Source organism: Streptomyces speibonae (assembly GCF_984686075.1).
Genome location: NZ_OZ480260.1, coordinates 1,901,738 through 1,923,373 on the forward strand (window position 1 = coordinate 1,901,738; position 21,636 = coordinate 1,923,373).

A 21,636-nucleotide genomic window follows, 5' to 3' on the forward strand; every position below is an offset into this window, starting at 1 on the left:
GCGGTGTCGGAGCCTTCGGGCGGGCGGGGAGGAAGACGGCCCTAGCAGGAGGGCGGGCGGGGCGCACGATGCGCTGCCGCACAGCACAGCGGCGCCGCCGCGGGCACGGCCCGTCCCGGCCGGTGGACCCTCGATGAGGCCCGCCCGGCAGAAGCCCGCCGGAGCGGCGACGCGCCGAACCCCACCGCCGCGGCCAGGCAGGCCCGGCGACGACGCACCGCACACCGGCCGCCCCGCCCCCGCGCCACCGGCACGGACACACCGCCCACGCGCGCCCGCCGAACCGCACCGCCGGGCGCGGGGTGGCCTGAAAGGGACCCTCGACAGCCCGCCCGACAGGGCGGCTACAGGCGGGGGTCCACCGGTTCGGATTCCAGGGCGAGGACCGCGAACACCGGTTCGTGGATGCGCCACAGGGGCTCGCCGTCGGCCAGGCGGTCCAGGGACTCCAGGCCGAGGGCGTACTCGCGGATGGCGAGGGAGCGCTTGTGGTTCAGGAAGCGGTGGCGCAGGCGGGCCAGGTTCTCCGGGCGGGTGTACTCGGGGCCGTAGATGATCCGCAGGTACTCGCGGCCCCGGCACTTGATGCCGGGCTGGACCAGGCGGCCCGAGGGGTCGCGGACCAGGGCGTCGACGGGCTTGACGACCATGCCCTCGCCGCCGCGGCCGGTCATCTCCAGCCACCAGTCGACGCCGGCCCGTACCGACTCGGGGTCGGCCGTGTCGACGAAGAGACGGCGGGTGGTCCGCAGCAGGCCGGTGGTGTCGTGCTCGACCATGCGGTCGATCAGCCCGAGCTGCCGGTCGTGCGGCAGGGCGGCGAGGCTGCGGCCCTGGACGGCGAGGATCTGGAACGGCGCCAGGCGCACGCCGTCCAGCCCGTCGGTGGTCCAGCAGTAACGGCGGTAGGCGTCGGTGAACGCCGCCGCCGACTCCGCGCGCTCGCGCTGGCGGTCCAGCAGGCCGCCCACGTCCACACCGCGGGCCCCCGCCGCCTCCAGCGCGGCCAGGGCACCCGGGAAGACCGCGCCGGAGGCGGCGCCGACCGCGGCGTACTGCGAGCGCAGCAGCCCGGACGCCTTCAGGGACCACGGCATCAGCTCGGCGTCCAGAAGGAGCCAGTCCGTCTTGAGCTCATCCCACAGGCCCGCCGCGGTGACCGCCGTGCGCAGCCGGCCGAGGATCTCCTCCGTGACGGTGGCGTCGTCGAAGAAGGGCCGGCCGGTACGGGTGTACAGCGAGCCGGTCGTGTCCCCGACGGCGGCGAAGCGCTCGGCGGCCACGGCCGCGTCGCGGCAGACCAGGGCCACCGCGCGGGAGCCCATGTGCTTCTCCTCGCACACCACCCGCGCGACACCGTCCCGCTCGTACTGGGCGAAGGCCTCCACCGGGTGCTCCAGGTACCCGTCGAGGTGCGAGGTGGCGGTCGGTGCCATGGTCGGCGGCAGGTACGGCAGCAGCCGCGGGTCGATCGCGAAGCGGCTCATCACCTCCAGGGCCGCCGCGGCGTTCTCCTCCCGTACGGTCACCCGCCCCGCGTGCCGGGTCTCGACCACGCGGCGGCCGTGCACGTCCGCCAGGTCCAGCGGACGCCCCTCGTGACCGCCGGGTGCCTCCGTGCGCAGCGGACGGGCCGGCTCGTACCAGACCCGCTCGGCCGGTACGTCGACCAGTTCGCGCTCCGGCCAGCGCAGCGCGGTGAGCTTGCCGCCGAACACCGCGCCGGTGTCCAGGCAGATGGTGTTGTTGAGCCAGGTGGCCTCCGGGACGGGGGTGTGGCCGTAGACGACCGCCGCCCGGCCGCGGTAGTCCTCGGCCCACGGGTAGCGCACGGGCAGCCCGAACTCGTCGGTCTCGCCGGTGGTGTCGCCGTACAGGGCGTGACCGCGCACCCGGCCGGAGGTGCGGCCGTGGTACTTCTCCGGCAGACCCGCGTGGCAGACCACGAGCCGGCCGCCGTCGAGCACGTAGTGGCTGACGAGGCCCTCGATGAACTGCAGTACCTCCGCACGGAACTCCTCGCTCTCGCCGTCCATCTGCTCGATGGTCTCGGCCAGTCCGTGCGTGTGCTGCACCTTGCGGCCCTTGAGGTACCGGCCGAACTTGTTCTCGTGGTTGCCGGGCACGCACAGCGCGTCGCCCGACTTCACCATGGCCATCACGCGGCGCAACACGGCGGGGCTGTCCGGCCCGCGGTCGACGAGGTCGCCGACGAAGACGGCGGTACGGCCCTCGGGGTGCGCGCCGTCGACGTAGCCCAGCTTGCCGAGCAGGGCCTCCAGTTCGGCGGAGCAGCCGTGCACGTCGCCGATGATGTCGAACGGCCCGGTGAGGTGGGTGAGATCGTTGAACCGCTTCTCCGTGACGACGGTGGCCCGCTCGACCTCCTCCACGCCGCGCAGCACATGCACCTTGCGGAAGCCCTCGCGCTCCAGGTGGCGCAGCGAGCGGCGCAGTTCCCGGGTGTGCCGCTGGACGACCCGGCGCGGCATGTCGGCGCGGTCGGCGCGGGCCGCGTTGCGCTCGGCGCACACCTGCTCGGGGACGTCGAGCACGATGGCGATGGGCAGCACGTCGTACCGCTTCGCCAGGTCGATCAGCTGCCGCCGGGACTCCTGCTGGACGCTGGTGGCGTCGACGACGGTGCGGCGGCCGGCGGCCAGGCGCTTGCCGGCGATGTAGTGCAGTACGTCGAAGGCGTCACGGGAGGCGCTCTGGTCGTTCTCGTCGTCGGCGACCAGACCGCGGCAGAAGTCCGAGGAGATGACCTCGGTGGGCTTGAAGTGGCGCCGGGCGAAGGTGGACTTGCCCGAGCCGGAGGCGCCGATGAGCACCACGAGGGAGAGGTCGGTGACGGGCAGCGCGCGGCCCGGCGTGGTCACGGTGGTCGTGGTGCTGGTCATGCGGCCTTCGCCTCCTTCACGGTCTCGGTCACGAACACGGCCATCTGCGTGGGCGGTCCGACCTCGGGGTCGTCCGGTCCGACGGGGAGGAAGTCGACGTGGTAGCCGTGCCGTCCGGCCACCTTCTCCGCCCAGGCGCGGAACTCCGCCCTGGTCCACTCGAAGCGGTGGTCGCCGTGGCGGACATGGCCGGCCGGGAGGCTCTCCCAGCGCACGTTGTACTCGACGTTGGGGGTGGTCACGACGACCGTCCGGGGGCGGGCCGCGCCGAACACCGCGTACTCCAGGGCGGGCAGCCGGGGCAGGTCGAGGTGTTCGATCACCTCGCTGAGCACGGCGGCGTCATAGCCCCGCAGCCGCTTGTCGGTGTAGGCGAGCGAGCCCTGGACGAGGCGCACGCGCGCCGCCTGCCGCTCCCCCATGCGGTCCAGCTTCAGCCGCCGGGAGGCGATGGTGAGCGCCCGCATCGACACGTCGACGCCGACGATCTCGGTGAAGGACGGGTCCTTGAGGAGCTGCTGCACCAGCTGTCCCTGGCCGCAGCCCAGGTCGAGCACCCGCGCGGCCCCGGCCCCGCGCAGCGCGGCGAGGATCGCCTCCCGCCGCTGCACGGCGAGCGGTGTCGGCTTCTCCTCCTGCTCGGCCTCCGCCCCGACGGCGTTGTCGATGTCCTCGACCTCGCTGTCGTCCGCCTCGGCCAGCCGGACCAGCTCCAGCCGCTCCCTGGCCTGCCGGGTCAGCGACCAGCGGCGGGAGAGGTACCGGGCGGTGATCAGCTGCTGCTCGGGGTGCCCGGGCAGCCAGCCCTCGCCGGCCCGCAGCAGCTTGTCGACCTCCTCGGAGGAGACCCAGTAGTGCTTGGCGTCGTCGAGGACGGGGAGCAGGACGTACAGGTGGCGCAGGGCCTCGGCGAGGGTGAGCGTGTCCGCGTCCAGGACCAGGCGTATGTAACGCGAGTCGCCCCACTCCGGGAACGCGGTGTCCAGCGGTACGGGTTCGGCGGTGACCGTCCAGCCGAGCGGCTCGAAGAGCCGGCGCACGAGGTCCGGGCCGCCGCGCGCCGGGAGGGCGGGCACCTCGATGCGCAGCGGGCGCGGCTGTCCTGGCAGTTCCGGCCGGGCGTTGCACACCCCGCGCATCGCGCTGGAGAAGACACCGCTGAGCGCGACGGCGAGCAGCGAGGACGCCGCGTACGGCCGGTCGTTGACGTACTGCGCGAGCGCGGCGTCGGGGGCGCCGCCGCGGCCCTTGCCCTTGCCGCGCCTGACCAGTGCCACCGCGTCCACCTCCAGCAGCAACGCCGCCGTGCAGCGCTGGTCGTCGGCCTCGGGGTAGAGGACGTGCGCCGTGCCGTGGGAGGTGGAGAACGCCTGCGCCTTCTCGGGATGCTTGTGCAACAGGAAACCGAGGTCGGTCGCCGGGCGCTGCGCGGAGCCGGTGGTACTGATCGTCAGGAACACGGTGGTTACACCTCGAACACCTTCTGAGCTGCGGATACACGCCGGGGATCCGGCGCGTCCGGCCAGCGTACGGGGGATGGGGCCGCGGTGTTCGGGGATTTTCGCCGGGCCGGCGGCGGGCGGGGCCGCCCCGGTGGGTGCGGCGTCCGCCCGCCGGGCGCGTGCCCTTACGACAGCTGGGACTGGACCTGGGAGGAGATCAGCTCCAGGTGGTCGAGGTCGGACAGGTCGAGGACCTGGAGGTAGATGCGCCGGGAGCCGGTCCCGGCGTAACGGCCGATCTTGTCGACGACCTCGGCCGGGGAGCCCGCGAGGCCGTTGGCCCTGAGTTCGTCGACCTCGCGGCCGATGGCGGCGGCGCGGCGGGCGACCTCCTGGTCGTCCTTGCCGACGCAGACGACGAGGGCGTTGGAGTAGACGAGGTCGTCGGGGTCGCGGCCGATCTCCCGGGCGGCGTCCCGGACCCGGGTGAACTGGCGCACGGTGTCCTCGACCGAGGCGAAGGGCATGTTGAACTCGTCCGCGTACCGGGCCGCGAGGCGCGGGGTGCGCTTCGCGCCGTGGCCGCCGATGAGCACCGGCACCTTGGCCTGGGCGGGCTTGGGCAGGGCCGGGGACCCGGTGAGGTCGTAGTAGGTGCCGTGGTGGTCGAAGGTCCGGCCGGGTTCGGTGGCCCACAGGCCGGTGACGATCTCCAGCTGTTCCTCGAGGCGGGCGAACTTCTCCCTCGGGAAGGGGATGCCGTACGCCTTGTGCTCCTCCTCGAACCAGCCGGCACCCAGGCCCAGTTCGATCCGGCCGCCGGACATCTGGTCGACCTGGGCGACCTGGATGGCGAGCACGCCGGGGAGGCGGAAGGTGCCCGCGGTCATCAGGGTGCCCAGGCGGATGCGCCGGGTCTCGCGGGCGAGGCCGGCCAGGGTGATCCAGGCGTCGGTGGGGCCGGGCAGGCCGTCCGAGGAGCCCATGCTGAGGTAGTGGTCGGAGCGGAAGAAGGCGTCGAAGCCGAGGTCCTCGGTGGCCTTGGCGACGGTGAGCAAGGTGTCGTAGGTGGCCCCCTGCTGGGGCTCGGTGAAGATGCGAAGATCCATGCCTCCATCCTGCATGCCGTGCGCACCTGCGCGCGGCGGGCCGGGCCGTCGTACCGGGGGTGGTACGGCCGTCCTGCCGGGGCGGGCGGCCACGGTCGGGTGAAATCGGGGCGGGCCGGGTGGTGGGGTGTGACCGGGCCCGGTGAAGATCGTTGGCTCGGGCGGAGCCGGAGCGCCCGGCTTCCGCTCCGGCCGGTGTGCGCCGGGGTGTCAGGGTGTCGGTCCGCCAAGGACCACGGGCCGGGGAGGCCGTCATGTCCGAAGAGAGCGTGCCGCAGCAGGGCGGGGTGGCGGCGGGTCCGCCGAAGGGGCTGTTGCGGCAGATGGAGGAGCTGATGGCGGCGCTGAACGCGGATCTGTTGGCGCTGGACGCGGATCTGCAGGCGGCGGGGCCGGGGCGGGCCGGCGGTGCCACGGCCGGTGCGGAGGAGAGCGAGAGGCGCTGAGCCTGCGGAGCGGGGGCCGGTGGGTCAGCCGGCCTCCCGCTCGGATAAGACCTCGTCGCGGTCCGCCAGTCTGCGCAGCATCTCCAGGACGCGGTCGCGGGATTCGTCCGCCGCGTCGATGGCCTCCATGCACTGCCAGTACGTCGCCTCGTCGTCGACGGAGCAGGCGATGCCGACGAGGGCGATGCCGACCTCGCCGAGCAGCCCGCCGAGGTGCATCAGGGCCTGGCGGGCCTCGCCCAGCTCGGTCAGCTGGGCCGCGCGCAGCTCGCCCGGTGCGCAGTCCCGGCTGTCCAGCACTCCGCAGCCGCGGCCCGCCAGCTCGGTCAACCCCAGGGCCTCGCCCCGCAGTTCGGGCGGTCCGGCGACCGCGAGCCGGCTCCCTATCGCCTGTGCCAGGGCTTGCGCCTGCCACACCTCGGTCAGCAGTTCCGGTATGCCCCGGCTCGCGGCCAGGGCCCTTCTGTTCGTCACGATGAGCCGCACAGCGTCCATGCGCTGCCCCCGTCTGTCCGACGCGCTACCCACGCGTCCGCATCCGTTGAACTCCCCTGTTCACTACCCAGAGTGAGGGGCCGTGAGACAAAAAGCCAGAGGAAGACCGAAATCTGTGGACAACAATTCGAGATCGGTCGACTTTTCGCATACGGAGAGTGAAATCGGAGTCATCAGCTCCATCGCGGAGTCATTGGCTCCATCACGGGGACTCCCGGCGGGGCCTCCCCGCGGGGAACCTGTGCTCGTTCCGGTCGATCTTCGCGGCGAGCGCCGGCAGCGGGTCGACACCGAGGACTTCGCACAGCTGGAGGAGATAGGCGAGGACGTCGGCGACCTCGTCGGTGACCCGGTGCGCGGTGCCGGGGTCCTCCATGACCCGGGCCGACTCCTCCGGCGTCAGCCACTGGAAGATCTCGAGGAGTTCGGACGCCTCCACGCTCAGCGCGGCGGCCAGGTTCTTCGGGGTGTGGTACGGCCGCCAGTCGCGCGCGGCGGCGAACTCGGCGAGGCGGCGCTGGAGTCCGGCGAGGTCGAGGGGCTCGCGCGGGGTGTCGTCATCGTACGGTTCGGTCACGGTCCAGGTGTACCACCGTCGCTCCGGGCACCGCCGCGGCCCAGGAGGCGTCGCTCACCGCGCCGGCCAGGCGGATGTGCCCGCGCTCGCACATCCGCGCCGCCAGCCGGAGCAGCTGTGTGCGCTGGCCGGGGTCCAGGGACCGGTCCAGACCGTCGGTGACGACCGTGAGGGTGCGCAGCGCGGCCGGGACCTCGCCGGGCACGTCGGTCTCCAGCACGCCGGGGCCGGTGAGCAGCACCAGCGCGAGGGCGGTGTAGCGCAGTTCTCCGTCGCCGAGCCGCCGCAGCTCGGTGCGGCGGCCGTCGCCCCGGTCGAGCAGGGCGCGGACGAGCCGGCCGGCGTCGTACGGCTCGGCGAGCAGATCGGCGACCGGCCCGGCGCAGCCGGCGCGCACCACGTCGACGAGGAGCGCGTGCCGGCGTCCGCACTCGGCGCGGGTGCGCCACAGGACGTCGGCGAGGTTGTCACAGCCGCCGAGCAGCCGCCCGGACCCGGCCGGCACCGGCCCGCGCATCCGGTCGGGGCGCGGATCGCAGGGGAAGACCGAGCGCAGCGCGACGACCATCTGCTCGGCGGCGGCGAGCACCTGCCGCTGCCCGGGGGTCTTGCCGGCGACGCGCAGCGGCAGCAGCGCGGTGCCGAGCCGGTCGTCCGGCAGCGGGGCCCGGGTCACCGGGGTGGCTCCGGCGGTGTGCCAGGCGGCCTGGACGGTGCGCTGCCGCGGGTCGCGCAACGCGGTCTCCAGCAGGACCAGGCCGCCGGCCGTCAGCCGCTCCCCCACGATCCGCAGGCCGGGTTCGGCCTGGACGGCGATCTCCAGCCGGACCGGCCCCTGCGGGCCGTCGGCGGTGCAGCCGATCCGGAATCCACGCCGCCGCTGGGCGTCGGGGCGGGAGCGTTCCGGCACCCATGCGACGGGCTCGGGGAACACCTCCGCCAGCGGGGCCCCGCCGCCGAGCCGGGCGAGCGCCTCGTACGCCCGCAGCGCACCGGTCTTGCCGCTGCCGCTCGGCCCGGTGATCAGCGTGAGCGCCCCCAGGGGCAGCGCGACGCCGCGGTGCCCGGCGAACGCCGAGAGCAGCAGTTCGGTGACCCGCGGCAGACCGGGCCCGGCGGCGGGCGCGGCACTCGCGGCGGACGCGCTCCCGGCAGGCGCGGCACTCGCGGCGGACGCGGCGGGGGTGCTCCCGGCGGGCGCGGCGCTCGCGGCGGGCGCGTTCCCGGCCGACGGCGTGGGTGGCGGGGGCGTGCCCGGGCGGGACAGGGGTGGCGAGGTCATGTGCGGGACGCTAGGGGATGCGGTGCGCGGCGAACCGTTCCGCTCGGGCGGCCTTCCTACGATCGGGCGGCGCGGGCCGGACCGCCGCTCGCGCCCCGTGGACCGCGTGCGCCCCCGCGCTCACGTCCCTGTTATCCCCATCCCCTCCATCAGCCCCGTGACCTCCGTGCCGGACGGGGTCAGCAGGAAGACGTTGCGGTCGACCCGGTGCATCCCGCTGGCCAGGCCGAAGACGACGCCCGTGCTGAAGTCCAGGACGCGTTTGGCGACGTCGGCCTCCGCGCCCGTCAGGTCCAGCAGCACGGGTATGCCGGACATCAGGGTCTCGGCGACGTCGCGGGCGTCCGCGAAGACGTTCACCCGCAGGACGACGAAGCGGCGCCGTGCCTCCGTCTCCGCGTCGGGCCGGGCACGGTGGTCCACGGCGGAGGGCCACGCGTCGCGGCCCCGCAGCGGGACGACCTGGGCGAGCCCCTCCCACTGTTCGTCGGTGACATCGTGGCTGTTCACCGGCATGCTCCGTCCCCTGTCGTGCTGGCAGTGTGCATCAGTCGATTCTGACGCATGGTCACCCGTTCGGCCCAACACGACACGCTCCGCCACAGCGCTGCCGCTGGTGACCCACGTTCTTCGCCCCCGCCGCCCCTTCCCGTCCCGACCCGGGGGCGCTGCCCCCGGACGCCCGCTCCTCAAACGCCGGAGGGGCTGAATTTCAGCCCCTCCGGCGTTTGAGGACGAGGCCCGAAGGCCGAAAGGCGGGGCTGGGGCTACCCCTGAGCTTCGGCCAAGCCGGACCCGGCCACCGCCTCCGCCGCCGCCACACCGCAGACGCGTGCCGCGCCGTGCGTGGCGATGTGCAGCGCGCCGCGCGGCGGTGACTGGGGCACGCCCATCTCCACCACCACGGTGTCCGGGTCCGCGGCGAGCAGCGTGTCCAGCGCCGTGCGCATCCACGGGTGCCGGTGCTCGTCGCGGACCACGGCGACGACCCGCCGGCCGGCCGCGGCCTTCAGCGCCTCGTCACCGGCCCCGGCGCCGGTGAAGCTGCCCGTGGAGGTGCCCGGCAGCAGCCGCTCCAGCTCCGCGCCGACACCCCACGGGGTCTCGTCGCCCACGGCGATGTTCGGCGCCGGGTTGAAGGTCGCCACGTACACCGGCCCGGTGACCGGCGCGGGGGCGGGGCCCCGGGTGACGGTCACCGCGCGGCGGGCCGCCGTGAGGCCGATCTCCGGCTCGGCGGCGACGGCCGCGTCCGGGGAGCGCCGTACCTCCGCGGTCCACCGGGCCAGCTCGCGCACCCGGCCCGCGGCGTCGGCGAGCCGTTCCTCGGGCAGTTCGCCGGAGCGTACGGCGGACACGAGCGCGTTCCGCAGGCTCAGCACCGTGTCCTCGTCGCACAGTCCGCCGCCCACGCAGATCGCGTCGGCGCCGGCGGCGATGGCCAGCACGACGCCCTGTTCCAGACCGTAGGTGGCGGAGACGGCCCGCATCTCCATGCCGTCGGTGACGATCAGGCCCTCGTAGCCGAGTTCGCCGCGCAGCAGCTCGGTGAGGATGCGCCGGGAGAGCGTGGCCGGGCGGTCCGGGTCGAGGACCGGCACGCGGATGTGGGCGCTCATCACGGCGCGGGTGCCGGCCGCGATCGCCGCCCGGAACGGCTGGAGTTCACGCTCGTGCAGCGTGGTGGCGTCCAGGTCGATGTGCGGGATCGCGTGGTGCGAGTCGACGCTGGTGTCGCCGTGGCCGGGGAAGTGCTTGGTGCAGGCGGCGACCCCGGTGGACTGCAGGCCCTGGACGTAGGCGGCGGTGTGCCGGGCCACCAGCGCGGTGTCCCGGCCGAAGGAGCGGACGCCGATCACCGGGTTGTCGGGGTTGGCGTTGACGTCGGCGGACGGTGCCCAGTTGAAGTTGACCCCGCACTCGGCGAGCCGTCGGCCCAGTTCGCGGGCGACGCCCCGGGTCAGGTCGGTGTCGTCGACCGCGCCGAGTGCGTGGTTGCCGGGGAAGGAGGAGCCCGTGCGGACCTCCAGACGGGTGACGTCGCCGCTCTCCTCGTCGATGGCCACCAGCAGGTCGTCCCGCTCGGCCCGCAGCTGCGCGGTGAGGGCGGTGACCTGCTCGGCCGTGGTGACGTTGCGGCCGAAGAGCGCGACGGAGGCGAGCCCTTCGCCGAGCCGGCGGCGCACCCAGTCGGGCGCGGTGGTCCCGGCGAAGCCGGGCTGGAGCACGGCCAGCGCGTCCCGGGTGAGGGTGTCGGTGCCGGTGGTGAATGTCGTCATCAGGGGCGTTATCCCTTCACGGCGCCGTCGGTCAGGCCGCTGACGGCCTTGCGCTGCAGGAAGATGAAGAGGATCAGAATGGGAAGCGCGAAGAGGGAGGACGCGGCCATCGTGGCCCCCCAGTCGTCGCCGAAGGCGGTGCGGAACTGCGAGAGCCACAGCGGCAGGGTCTGGTGCTCGATGCCCTTGTTCAGGATGAGGACGAGGGGGAATTCGTTCCAGGCGGTGATGAAGCCGAAGAGCGAGGTGGCCATGAGCCCGGGTGCCAGCAGCGGGAAGATCACCTTGACGAAGGCCTGGGTGCGGGTGCAGCCGTCGACCATCGCCGATTCCTCCAGTTCCTTCGGCACGGCGGCCACATAGCCGCGGAGCGTCAGCAGGGTGAGGGGCAGCACCATCATCATGTAGAAGGCGGTGAGCGGCACCAGGCTGTCGAGCATGTCGCTGTCGCGCACCAGCATGTAGATGGCGATGACCATGACCTCCCAGGGCGCCATCTGCGCCAGCATGAAGGTCACGATGAAGCCGCGCCGTCCCTTGAACCGCATCCGGGCCAGGGCGAACGACGCGAGCAGGGCGATGACCAGCGACAGCAGCACCGCGACGACGGTGACGGTGACCGAGTTGCGGACCAGTGTCCAGAAGTGGTCGGCGTGGACGGCCTTGTCGAAGTGGGTGAGGGTGACGTCCGTCGGGAACCACACGGGGGTCTCGGTGATGATGTCGCCGCGCGGTTTGAAGGCCGTGGCGAACATCCAGTAGACGGGGAAGGCGAACACCACGAAGAGCAGGACGGCGGTCGTGTTGGGCCAGATGCGGCCGAAGAGTGAGCGCTTCACAGCTCGTCCTCCTCTTGCTTGATCACCGCGCGCAGGTAGTACGAGGTGATGACGATCAGCACCAGGATGGTGAGGAACGAGATGGCGGCGCCCATGCCGAAGTGCTGGTTGCCCACGCCCTCGACGAAGGCGTAGATCGGCAGGGTCTCGGTGAGCCGGTCCGGCCCGCCCTCGTTGATGGCGAAGATCTGCGGGAACGCCTTGAAGACCCAGATGACCTCGAGGAAGGTCGTCGCGTACAGGAAGGGCCGCAGGAACGGGAAGGTGACCGAGGTGAAGCTCTTCCAGGGGCCGGCGCCGTCCAGGGAGGCGGCCTCGTACAGTTCCTTGGGAATGGTGGTGGTGGCGGCGTACAGGTTGATCGCCACGAACGGCACCGACTGCCAGACGATCAGCATGGTGACCACGGAGAACGTGGAGAACTGGGTGCCGAGCCAGTTGTAGTCCGCCATGGAGTGCCAGCCGGCCTTGTCCAGCACCCAGTTGACGACGCCGTAGCGCTGGGCGAACAGCCACTGGTAGACGGTGGTGGCGGCGATGATGGGCATCGCCCAGGCCAGGACCAGGCCCAGCATGAGCAGCAGCCGCATCCTCTTGCCCAGCCGCGCGAGCAGCAGGCCGACGAGGGTGCCCAGCAGCATGATCAGCACCACGTTGGCCGTGGTGAAGTAGACCGTGCGCTGGACGACCGACCAGAACTCCGAACTGCCCAGGGCTTCCTGGTAGTTGTCGAAGCCGTTCCATTCGGTCAGATGCTGGATGAGCTGCCGCGCGTTGAGGTTCTGGAACGACAGCATGCCGTTCTTCACCAGGGGCCAGCCGAGCAGGGTCAGCGTGGCGAGGAGTGCGGGCAGCAGGAGCAGATAGGGGGCAGCGGCGGCGCTGCGGCCGCGTGAGGCCCGGGATCCGCGTTTCGTCTCACGCGGGCCCGGCCGGGCCTCGGCCTTGTGGACATCGGGCTCCCCGGCCGTGTCCGTGCCTTGGGTCTGCACTGGCATGACTTGCCGTCTCTTCCGTGGCCGTACGAGCAACGGCCGGGGGCGCCGTGCGGCGCCCCCGGCACGTTGTCGTCAGTTCTCCTGTGCGAGGCGCTTGTTGATCTCCGACTCGACGTCCTTGGCGGCGTCGGCCGGAGACTTGCCCTTGAGCACGGCGGTCATGTACGCCTTGATCGGGTTGGGCGTGTTCTCCACCGCGGCCCACTGCGGGATCAGCGGGGTGGTGCCGCCCACCGCGGCGGCCGGGGCGGCGGCCTCGGCGACCGCGTTGCCCTCGAGGCTGGACTCCAGCGACTTCTTGTTCGGGATGACGCCGTTGGCCTTGGCCAGGGCACCCTCGAACTCGTCGGACAGGACGACCTTCAGGAACTCCTTGGCCAGTTCCTGCCTCTCGCTGCCCGCCGCGACGGCCAGGTTGGAACCGCCGAGGAAGACACCCTCGGGCTTGTCGGCCGTCTCACCGGGGATGGTGAAGTAGCCGAGGTCCTTCTCGATCGCGGGGTTGGCCTCGATCGCGGTCGCGGCCTCCCAGCCCATGCCGATGAAGGCGCCGGTCTTGCCCTTGGAGAAGACGTCGGCCTGCTGCGGGTTGGCCTCGTCCTTGTCCTTGGGGGCGCTGGAGAAGGAGGCGTACTTCTTGTAGATCTCCATGGCCGCGGTGACCTTGGGGTCGGAGAGGTTGGAGACGTACTTGTCGCCGTCCTTCTTCACCAGGTCGGCGCCCTGGCCGATGATCAGGCCGTCGAAGAAGTACCAGTTCTGGCCGGCCATGTAGATCGGCTCGGCGTCGGTCTTCTTGTCGATGGCCTCGAGGTCCTCGAAGAACTCGTCGCGCGTCTTGGGGGTGTCCTTGATCCCGGCCTCGGCCCAGATCTTCTTGTTGTAGATGACGACGCGGTTGGCGAAGTACCAGGGGGCGGCGTACTGCTTGCCCTCGAAGATGGAGGACTCGTTGACGGAGTCCGTCCACTCCGAGCCGATCTCCTTCTTCAGGTCCTCGAGCTCGGCGAGGCCCCCGGTGGCCGCGTAGGCCGGGGTCTGGGTGTTGCCGATCTCGATGACGTCCGGCGGGTTGCTCTCGGAGAGGGCCGTGGTGACCTTCTGCTGGATGCCGTCCCACTGCTGGGTCTCGAACTTGACCTTGGCGCCGGTCTTCTTCTCGAAGGCGGCCTGTACATCCTTGGTCCAGTCGGCCGGCGCGGAACCGTCCATCGTCCAGACCACGAGGGTCTGCCCCTTGAAGCTCTCCGGCCCCGCGTCCTTGCCGCTGTCACCGTCGTCGCCGCACGCAGCGACGGAGAACAACATGCCCGCGACCCCGATCGCGGCTATCAGCTTGCGCTTCACGCGCCACCCCTCCTCAGGAATGCCTTGCACACCCACGCCCTCGGCGGTGACCCCCACAGCGGCGCAACAGCTCGGTGGGCTGGGAACCGGCTTCCTCTAAATGGTTTAGACCAGCAAGGGGAGCTTGGCCTAGACCTATGGCTCTGTCAAGGGCCGTGGACTCACGCCTGGATAACGGGTCGGACACCGTTGCCCCGCCGGGCAACTCCCCTCAAACAGGGATGGGTTGACCGTTGGACTAGACCAAAGCGAGAACTCAACGTTATAACGGGTTCGCCGAGCGTGCGGCGCCGATCCCGGCCGTCCGCCGACGTGCACCGCGGTCGGCTCCTGCCGTCCGCGCGCCGGACATCGCAGCCGGAAGGCAGGTCATGAGCACGGACGTCAACAACGCCCAGGCCGACACGGGGGTGCCGCGCCGTATCGGACGCGTTCCTAAGTACTACCGCATCAAGCAGCGGTTACTGCACATGACCGACGAGCGGGCGCCGGGCTCCCCGATGCCCGCCGAGCGTCTGCTCGCCGTCGAGTTCCGCACCTCCCGGACCACGATCCGCAAGGCCCTGCAGGAGCTGGTGGGCGAGGGGCGGCTCGACCGCATCCAGGGCAAGGGCACGTTCGTCGCCCGCCCGAAGGTCTACCGGACGCTCCAGCTGACCTCGTACACCGAGGACATGCGGGCGCAGGGGCTCAGCCCCGCCTCCCAGGTGCTGGACATCGGGTACATCGCCGCCGACGCCGAGCTGGCGGTGCTGCTGGACGTCGAGCCGGGGGACAGGGTGCTGCGCATCGAGCGGCTGCGGCTGGCCGGCGGGGAGCCCATGGCGATCGAGGCGACCCACCTGCCCGACCGGCGCTTCCCCCAGCTGCGCCGCAACCTCAGCCGCTACACCTCGCTCTACACCACGCTCGCGGAGGTGTACGGCGTGCGGCCGGCGGAGGCCGACGAGACCATCGAGACCTCCCCCGCGACCCCGCGGGAGGCGGGCCTGCTCGCCACGGACGTGGGACTGCCCATGCTGCTGCTCTCCCGCCACTCGCGGGACGAGTCGGGCACCCCGGTGGAGTGGGTCCGCTCGGTCTACCGCGGTTCGCGCTACAAGTTCACGGCCACCCTGAAGCGTCCACCGGCCTGACACTCCGTGACGTCCGAGACACCGCTGGCCATGATTGGCCTATACCTTTCACGGAAAGGCGGGTATACACGGGAGGGACCATTTGGCTTCCCATTCCAAGGACCCACCACATGGCCATTCGGCAACGCACCATCGTCCTCGGCACGCTGGGCTTCGGGACGAGCACCGACCAGGAGACGTCGTTCAGGATCCTGGACCGCTTCACCGAACTGGGCGGCACCGTCCTCGACACGGCCAACAACTACGCGTTCTGGGTCGACGGCGGCACCGGCGACGAGAGCGAACTCGTCATCGGCGCGTGGCTCGCGGACCGGGGCGCACGCGACCGGGTCACCATCGGCACCAAGGCCGGGGCCCGGCCCTCCGTCCCCGGCGGCGGCCTCGAGTCCGCCGAGGGGCTCTCGGAGAAGGCGATCCGGGCGGCGCTCGAGGGCAGCCTGCGCCGCCTGGGCACCGACCACGTCGATGTGTTCTGGGCCCATATCGAGGACCGCTCCGTCCCCCTGTCCGAAACCGTGCACGCCCTCGCCGGCCTCGTCGACGAGGGCAGGACCGGCGAGCTCGGGGTGAGCAACCACGCGCTCTGGCGCGTCGAGCGGGCCAGAGCCCTGGCCGGTGACCGGCCCCGCTGCACCCACCTGCAGTACCGGTACTCCTACCTCCAGCCCCGCTTCGACCAGCCGCTGCCGTCGTCGGCCCACGTCCATGTCACCGGCGACCTGCTCGACTACGTGCGCAGCGAGCCGGAGCTGCGGCTGTGGGCCTACAGCCCGCTGCTGTCGGGCGGCTACACCCGACAGGACGTGGAGATCCCGGCGGCGTACGACCACCCCGGCACCGAACCCCGGATGGCCGCCCTGCGCGAGGTCGCCGACGAGCTGGGCGCGACGGTGAACCAGGTGGTGCTCGCCTGGCTGCTTGACCACGACCCGGCGATCCTGCCGATCGTCGGCGTCAGCCGGGTCGCCCAGATCGAGGAGGCCATGGGAGCTCTCGACCTGGTGCTCAACGACGACCAGCGCGGACGTCTGGACCGGGCGGGCCGGTGACCGCTGGACCGGGCGGGCCGGTGACCGCGGACCGCCGGCGCTGACGGCCGCCGCCGTCGGCGGGTCCGGGATGCCGCTCTCCCGGACCCGCCCCGCCCGGCTCAGCGGGCGAGCGAGACCACCAGCCGCTGAGCCTGGTGGTCGGAGAGCCCCCGTGGGTCCTCGAAGGCGTAGCGGTGCACCCGCAGCCCGTCGTCGGTGAACGCCCAGTCCAGCCGCCACAGTCCCAGGCCCTCGGCGTTCCAGGTACCGGGCAGCACGGTTCCGGAGGCGGGCAGGGCGTCACGGAGTGTGCCCCGCAGGCCGTCCAGGTCGCGCATGGCCGGAGTGGTGTTGAAGTCCCCCGCGACGAACACCGGGTGCGGGTTGTCCCGTACATCCTTCACCAACTGCGCGTAATGGTCGCGGCGTTCGGCGTCGCGGGCCCGGATCTCACGGTAGAAGCCGCCGCTCAGCACGCTGCGCTCGATGTCGAGCTGGACGGGTATGTGGACGTTGTAGAACGAGACCACCTCGCCCCGCACGTCCACATCGGTGCGCAGCACCTTCCCCCGCTCGAACGTCTCCCGCCAGGGCGTTCCGGGGCCGATTTCCCTGCCCTGGCCGACCGGCGGGCGGGAGACCACGGGGAAGCGCGACAGGGTCAGCTGCTCCCCCACAACCGCCACGTGGTACCCGGGGAACTCCTCGCGCACGCGGTCCAGTTCGTCGAGCGGAACGGGCCGGCCGTCGTCCCAGGCGAGGTACTCCTGCAACAGGTAGACGTCGGCCCGCTGGGCCTTGAGATAGCGGTAGAACGCGTCGGGGTCGTCCGTGGTGTCCCAGTACAGGGTGTTCCACGACACGACCGTCAGCGCGTCCGCGGGCGCGGGGCCGGGCCGCCCGCCGGGCGTCAGGGCGGCCCAGTTGACGCCGGCCCGGCCGAGTCCGGTCAGCAGCACCAGCACGAGCACGGCCGCCAGCGGCCGGCGTATCCGGCGCGGGCTCGCCCACCGGGTGAGTACCAGGAGCACCGTCGGCACGGCCAGGAAACAGACCGGCGGCACCAGGTCGAACACCAGCCACAGCCACCAGCGGCCGCTCAGCGCGTAGTTGAGCACCGAGTACAGCGTCCACAGCGCGGTGAGACAGACCGGCGCGACGGCGGCGGCCCGCCGCAGGCCGGTACGCGGCGGGGCGGAGGAGGGGGAGGCGAGGGGGTCGGCGGTGGCCGTCATATGTCCTCGGACGGATGATCGTATGGATCTTCGGCGGTCACGCGGCCGCACCCTAGCAGGCGGTCCCGGGGGCCGGACGACGATACAGAACCGATAACGGTCCGATACGCAGCGCGACCGACACTACCCGCATGCCGCCTTCCATATCGGTTGTCATCCCTGCTCACAACGCCTCCCGTACCCTCGCCGCCTGCCTGGAGTCCGTCTACGCCCAGAGCTGCCCGATCCACGAGGTGATCGTCGTGGACGACGGCAGCACCGACCGGACGGGCGACATCGCCCGGGGCTTTCCGTGCACGCTGATCCGGCTGGAGCCCAACCGCGGTGTCTCGGCGGCCCGCAACGCCGGCATCGCCGCCGCCGGCGGCGACATCCTGTTCTTCCTCGACTCCGACGAGGCGCTCACCCCCGACTCGGTGGCGAACGCCGTGGACCTCCTGGAGGCGGACCCGGACCGCGGGTGCGTCCACGGCGTGATCGCGCCGGACCCGCTGTTCGACGACGGGCCGGTCGAGCGGTACAAGGTGCTGCACGCCCACTGGTGGCGGGCGCGCGGGGTGGGCGAGGTGGAGACCGCGTTCTTCGCCCAGGCCGCCGTGAAGCGCCGGGTGTTCGACGTCGTGGGCGGGTTCGACGAGCGGCTGCGCGACTCCGAGGACCTGGAGTTCAGCGACCGGCTGGCGCCGCACTTCCGGATCGTGCTCACCGACCGGATCGTGGCCCGCCACGACGAGGAACACGAACTGGGCACCCTGCTCGCCGAGACGTTCCGGCGCGCGCTGCTGCTGGTCCCCGCGCTGCGCTCGGCACGGCGCGGCGGACGCCGGAACCTGACCGCGAACAGCCCCGCGTCGGTCGCCGCCGCCGCCCTGTTCTTCCTGAGCCTGCCGCTGGCCTTCCTGTGGCCCCCGGCGCCGGTGGCGGGTCTGGCCGCCTTCTGCGCCGCCAACGCGGGACTGCTGCGGTTCGCCGCACGGCACCGGGGCGTGGGGTTCGTGCCGTTCTTCACCGCGGTGCATCTCGCCACGCACGCCGCCCTGTTGAGCGGGGCCGCGCTCGGTGCCCTGCGGGCGCCGGGCGGCCGGAGCGCCGGCCGCGGCTCCGTCGCCGTGCGCCGGGAGCCGAGCCGGTGAAGCGCGGGCTGCGCACGCTGCTCACTCCGGCCGTCGTGCTGACCGCCCTCGTCTTCGTCTTCCTCGCGCTGCGCGAGGACGGCCCCGAGGCGGTACGGGCCCTGGCCCGGCCGGAGGCGGCACCGCTGCTGGCCGCCGCGGTGGTCACCAATGTCGCCGGGCTGGTGCTCGCCGTGCACGCCTGGCGGGTGCTCATCCCCGGTGACCACGCCGTGCGGGGCCTGTACGCGGCGCGGATCTACTTCCTGGGCCAGCTCAGCAAGTACATCCCCGGGCGGGTCTGGGGCGTGCTCACCCATGTCGCGCACGGCCGCGCGGCCGGGGTGCCCGGCGCGCAGATGACCTCCGCCTACGTCCTGAGCCTGGCGCTGACCCTGCTGACCGGGACCGGGGTCGCCCTGCTCGCGGCGCCCGCCGCGATGCCCGGCAGCTGGCCGTGGATGCTGCTGCCGGCCCTGGCCCTCGCCGCCTGTGTGGTGCGGCCCGCACTGGCGACCCGGCCGCTGACCGCGCTGGCCGACAGGCTCCGCCGGCCGGTGCTCGCGCCGGACGACCGGGCGGTGCGGCGGGCGATGCTGCTGGCCGTCGCCGCCTGGCTGGTCTCCGGCGCCCACCTGTGGTTCGTGGTCCTCGCCCTCGACGCACCGGTGTGGCGCAGCACCGGCCCGGCGGTCGGGGCGTTCGCCCTGGCCACGGTGGTCAGCAGCCTGGCCCTGATCGTGCCGGACGGGTGGGGGGTACGGGAACTCACCATCACCGCGGCGCTGTCCGCCGTACTGCCCGGCGGGGTCGCGGTGACCGCCGCCCTGGCCAGCCGGCTCGTCTGTGTCGTGGCCGAGCTGGGCAGTTCGGCCGTCGTCCTCGCCTGGTCCCGGTTCCGGGGCGCCCCCGACCTTCCCCTCACCGCGCGGCCCGCAACGGCGCGGCCCGCGAGCCCGCACTCCGTCACTCCGATGGGAGAAACCCGTGTACACCCTTGACGACGCCGAACGACTCGAGGTCGGCGAGGTGCACGACCTCTACCGGCAGTATGTGAACAAGAGCCAGGTCTCCCTCATGACCTCCTTCGGCTTCGGCCGTGAACTGGTCGACCACGCCGAGGGCGCCTACCTCACGCTCAAGGACGGCCGCCGGGTCCTCGACATGACCGGCGGGGTCGGCGTCCTCAACCACGGCCACAACCATCCGCGGGTCCTCGCCGTCCGGGAACGGTTCGCCCGTGACCGGCGGATGGAGGTCCACAAGACGTACTTCTCCCCCTATCTGGCGGCGCTCGGCCACAACCTGGCCGAGGTGCTGCCCGGCGACCTGAACATGTCGTTCCTGCCCAACTCGGGCGCCGAGGCGGTCGAGGGCGCGGTCAAGCTCGCGTACAAGTACCACAACGGCAAGCGGCACACCGTGCTCCGCGCGGACTGCGCCTTCCACGGCAAGCTGCTCGGCTCGGGCGGGCTGACCGGCCAGAACCAGTTCTCGTTCCCGACCATCCCCGGCATCGACACCTTCCGGTACGGCGATCTGGACTCGGTGCGCGAGGCGATCGGCCGGCACCCGCGGGACGTCTACGCGATCCTCATCGAGCCGTTCAGCGCCTCCACCGTGCAGTGGTGCTCGGAGCACTTCCTGCGCGGGCTGCGCGAGTTGTGCACGCGGCACGACATCGTGCTGATCTTCGACGAGATCTACACGGGCTGGGGCAAGACGGGCAGCATGTTCCACTTCATGCGGTATCCGGGGCTGCTGCCGGACGTGGTCACCACGTCCAAGTCGTTCGGCGGCGGCAAGTCCTCGATCTCCGCCTATGTCGCCCGGGAGCCCGTCTTCCGCAGGGCGTACGACAACCTGGGCGACTCGCTGCTCAACTCGACCTCCACCACGTACTACGGCTTCGGCGAGGAGTGCGCCACCGCGCTGGAGGCGGTCAACATCGCGGTGGAGGACGACTATCCGGCGCGGGCCCGCGCCCTGGAGGCCGTGCTGGAGCCGGGGCTGGCCCGGCTCGCCAAGGAGCACCCCGACGCGATCGGCTCCGTCGCGGGCGCCGGCGCCCTGTGGGGCGTCTTCATCGACGGCGGCCCCAAGGTGCTCGACCTGGTGGCGAAGCTGGCGCCCGGGGGCATGGCCAGGGACCCGCAGTTCAAGACCAAGCTGGTGACCTGCGCGGTGATCAACGCCCTCTACGAGGACCACGACATCTTCGCCTACTACACCCTCAACGGACGCAATCCGCTGATCCTCGGGCCGTCGCTGGTCACCGAGCCGGACGAGGCGGAACGCGCGGTGGACGCGCTCGGCGCGGTGCTGGAGCAGGGCCTTGGGCGGCTCGTCGCCCGTTTCGTCAAGCAGAAGGTGAGCTCGCAGTGGTGATCACCATCACCGGCGCGGCCGGCATGCTCGGCGGCCGGCTGGCCGAACGTCTGCGCGCCGACGGCTGGGAGGTGCGCGGAGTGGATCTGCGCCCCGGCCCGGACGTGGAGTTCGTCGGGGACATCCGTGACCGCGACCTGATGCGACGCGCCCTGACGGGCGCGGACGTCCTGGTGCACGCGGCGGCCGCGCTGCCCAGCTATCCGGACGAGCAGATACGGTCGATCATCGTCGGCGGCACCAAGAACGTGTTCGCGGCGGCGCGGGCGGCCGGCACGCCCCGGGTCGTGCACGTCTCCTCCACCGCCGTGTACGGGCTGCCGAAGGTGGTGCCGACGACGGAGGGGTATCCGCGCGAGCCCGTGGACACCTACAGCCGGGCCAAGGCGGCCGCCGAGGAGGTCGCCGAGCGCTACCGCGGGGACGGCATGTGCGTGCCGATCCTGCGGCCCAAGACCTTTGTGGGCCCCGGCCGCATGGGGCTGTTCTCCATGCTCTTTGAATGGGCCGAGGAGGGGCGCAACTTCCCGGTCCTGGGCAAGGGCGACGTGCGGATACAGATGTTCGCCATCGACGATCTGATCGACGCGGTCGTCACCGTGCTCACCGCCGAAGAGGACGTCGCCAACGACACCTACAACCTGGCCGCCGCCGAGTTCGGCACCCTGCGCGAGGACTTCCAGGCCGTCCTGGACGCCGCCGGGCACGGCAAACGCGTCGTCGGACTGCCCGCCCGCCCGGCGCTCGGCGTCCTCGCCGCCCTGGAGAAGGCCAGGCTGTCACCGGTGTACGGACGGCTGCTGCACAAGCTGATGGACGACTCCTACGTCAGCATCGACAAGGCGTCCCGTCGGCTGGGGTTCACGCCCAAGTACTCCAACCAGGAAGCCGTGCTGCTCACCTACGAGTGGTGGCGCACCGTCCGTCACGAGGCCCCGACCGGCGGCGCGACCGGCCGCACCAGCCGGGATCCATGGCGCCAGGGCCTGCTGTCCGCGGCCCGGGTCTTCTTCTGAG

The 21,636-nt window shown here is 72.1% G+C and carries 19 protein-coding genes; 7 read left to right on the forward strand and 12 right to left on the reverse strand.

Going from position 1 to position 21,636, the window contains the following annotated elements; translation table 11 throughout:
* Nucleotides 1-344: 344 nt before the first annotated feature.
* The 3 genes from AC5L3C_RS08380 to AC5L3C_RS08390 all read right to left on the reverse strand — a co-directional run bounded on the left by AC5L3C_RS08380 (nt 345) and on the right by AC5L3C_RS08390 (nt 5,454).
* Entirely contained in the window at nt 345-2,903 is a 2,559-nt protein-coding gene (locus AC5L3C_RS08380) for a polynucleotide kinase-phosphatase (protein ID WP_493648105.1), read from the reverse strand.
* The gene (locus AC5L3C_RS08385; RefSeq protein ID WP_493648108.1) at nt 2,900-4,363 is read right to left on the reverse strand and encodes a 3' terminal RNA ribose 2'-O-methyltransferase Hen1; all 1,464 of its coding nucleotides are present in this window, start codon (nt 4,361-4,363) and stop codon (nt 2,900-2,902) included. The genes AC5L3C_RS08380 and AC5L3C_RS08385 overlap by 4 nt, the downstream gene beginning before the upstream one ends.
* A gap of 167 nt (nt 4,364-4,530) precedes the next feature.
* Entirely contained in the window at nt 4,531-5,454 is a 924-nt protein-coding gene (locus AC5L3C_RS08390) for an LLM class F420-dependent oxidoreductase (RefSeq protein WP_493648110.1), read from the reverse strand.
* Nucleotides 5,455-5,708: 254 nt separating this feature from the next.
* Here AC5L3C_RS08390 and AC5L3C_RS08395 point away from each other — a divergent pair, with 254 nt between their 5' ends.
* A complete protein-coding gene (locus AC5L3C_RS08395) occupies nt 5,709-5,900 on the forward strand; it encodes a hypothetical protein (protein ID WP_493648112.1) in 192 nt (63 codons plus the stop codon).
* Nucleotides 5,901-5,924: 24 nt separating this feature from the next.
* On the opposite strand, the gene AC5L3C_RS08400 is transcribed toward AC5L3C_RS08395, so the two are convergent.
* From AC5L3C_RS08400 to AC5L3C_RS08435, 8 genes are all read right to left on the reverse strand, one after another.
* Nucleotides 5,925-6,395: a DUF6099 family protein gene (locus AC5L3C_RS08400; protein WP_493648114.1), complete on the reverse strand. Its 471-nt coding sequence runs from the start codon at nt 6,393-6,395 to the stop codon at nt 5,925-5,927.
* Nucleotides 6,396-6,597: 202 nt separating this feature from the next.
* Entirely contained in the window at nt 6,598-6,972 is a 375-nt protein-coding gene (locus AC5L3C_RS08405) for a nucleotide pyrophosphohydrolase (RefSeq protein ID WP_493648116.1), read from the reverse strand.
* Nucleotides 6,953-8,254, reverse strand: a complete 1,302-nt coding sequence (locus tag AC5L3C_RS08410; protein ID WP_493648117.1) for an ATP-binding protein — start codon at nt 8,252-8,254, stop codon at nt 6,953-6,955. The genes AC5L3C_RS08405 and AC5L3C_RS08410 overlap by 20 nt, the downstream gene beginning before the upstream one ends.
* A gap of 120 nt (nt 8,255-8,374) precedes the next feature.
* Nucleotides 8,375-8,770, reverse strand: a complete 396-nt coding sequence (locus AC5L3C_RS08415) for a cell division protein SepF (RefSeq protein ID WP_125503610.1) — start codon at nt 8,768-8,770, stop codon at nt 8,375-8,377.
* Nucleotides 8,771-9,021: 251 nt separating this feature from the next.
* Nucleotides 9,022-10,533 carry a glycoside hydrolase family 3 protein gene (locus tag AC5L3C_RS08420; RefSeq protein ID WP_493648119.1) on the reverse strand — a complete coding sequence of 504 codons (1,512 nt, stop codon included), beginning with the start codon at nt 10,531-10,533 and terminating at the stop codon, nt 9,022-9,024.
* 8 nt (nt 10,534-10,541) lie between these two features.
* Nucleotides 10,542-11,372 (reverse strand): carbohydrate ABC transporter permease, encoded by an 831-nt coding sequence (locus AC5L3C_RS08425; RefSeq protein ID WP_125503612.1) that lies wholly within the window; start codon nt 11,370-11,372, stop codon nt 10,542-10,544.
* Nucleotides 11,369-12,370, reverse strand: coding sequence for a carbohydrate ABC transporter permease (locus AC5L3C_RS08430; RefSeq protein WP_164555589.1), 1,002 nt, complete (start codon nt 12,368-12,370; stop codon nt 11,369-11,371). Before AC5L3C_RS08430 ends, AC5L3C_RS08425 begins: the two co-directional genes overlap by 4 nt.
* A gap of 72 nt (nt 12,371-12,442) precedes the next feature.
* A complete protein-coding gene (locus AC5L3C_RS08435; protein WP_493648121.1) occupies nt 12,443-13,717 on the reverse strand; it encodes an extracellular solute-binding protein in 1,275 nt (424 codons plus the stop codon).
* 371 nt (nt 13,718-14,088) lie between these two features.
* Between AC5L3C_RS08435 and AC5L3C_RS08440 the strand changes: the two genes are divergently transcribed.
* Nucleotides 14,089-14,853, forward strand: coding sequence for a GntR family transcriptional regulator (locus AC5L3C_RS08440; RefSeq protein WP_493648123.1), 765 nt, complete (start codon nt 14,089-14,091; stop codon nt 14,851-14,853).
* A 110-nt stretch (nt 14,854-14,963) separates the two neighbouring features.
* The gene (locus AC5L3C_RS08445; RefSeq protein WP_125503615.1) at nt 14,964-15,902 is read left to right on the forward strand and encodes an aldo/keto reductase; all 939 of its coding nucleotides are present in this window, start codon (nt 14,964-14,966) and stop codon (nt 15,900-15,902) included.
* Between the two features lie 101 nt (nt 15,903-16,003).
* Here AC5L3C_RS08445 and AC5L3C_RS08450 read toward each other — a convergent pair whose 3' ends face one another.
* Nucleotides 16,004-17,119: an endonuclease/exonuclease/phosphatase family protein gene (locus AC5L3C_RS08450; RefSeq protein ID WP_493648125.1), complete on the reverse strand. Its 1,116-nt coding sequence runs from the start codon at nt 17,117-17,119 to the stop codon at nt 16,004-16,006.
* A 131-nt stretch (nt 17,120-17,250) separates the two neighbouring features.
* Here AC5L3C_RS08450 and AC5L3C_RS08455 point away from each other — a divergent pair, with 131 nt between their 5' ends.
* Genes AC5L3C_RS08455 through AC5L3C_RS08470 form a run of 4 tightly spaced genes read left to right on the forward strand, consistent with a single transcriptional unit; the run spans nt 17,251 to nt 21,635 of the window.
* The gene (locus AC5L3C_RS08455) at nt 17,251-18,252 is read left to right on the forward strand and encodes a glycosyltransferase family 2 protein (RefSeq protein WP_493648127.1); all 1,002 of its coding nucleotides are present in this window, start codon (nt 17,251-17,253) and stop codon (nt 18,250-18,252) included.
* A complete protein-coding gene (locus tag AC5L3C_RS08460) occupies nt 18,249-19,232 on the forward strand; it encodes a lysylphosphatidylglycerol synthase domain-containing protein (protein ID WP_493648129.1) in 984 nt (327 codons plus the stop codon). The genes AC5L3C_RS08455 and AC5L3C_RS08460 overlap by 4 nt, the downstream gene beginning before the upstream one ends.
* Nucleotides 19,219-20,619 (forward strand): aspartate aminotransferase family protein, encoded by a 1,401-nt coding sequence (locus AC5L3C_RS08465; protein ID WP_206302292.1) that lies wholly within the window; start codon nt 19,219-19,221, stop codon nt 20,617-20,619. The genes AC5L3C_RS08460 and AC5L3C_RS08465 overlap by 14 nt, the downstream gene beginning before the upstream one ends.
* Nucleotides 20,613-21,635 carry an NAD-dependent epimerase/dehydratase family protein gene (locus tag AC5L3C_RS08470; protein ID WP_493648132.1) on the forward strand — a complete coding sequence of 341 codons (1,023 nt, stop codon included), beginning with the start codon at nt 20,613-20,615 and terminating at the stop codon, nt 21,633-21,635. Before AC5L3C_RS08465 ends, AC5L3C_RS08470 begins: the two co-directional genes overlap by 7 nt.
* Nucleotide 21,636: the final 1 nt, after the last annotated feature.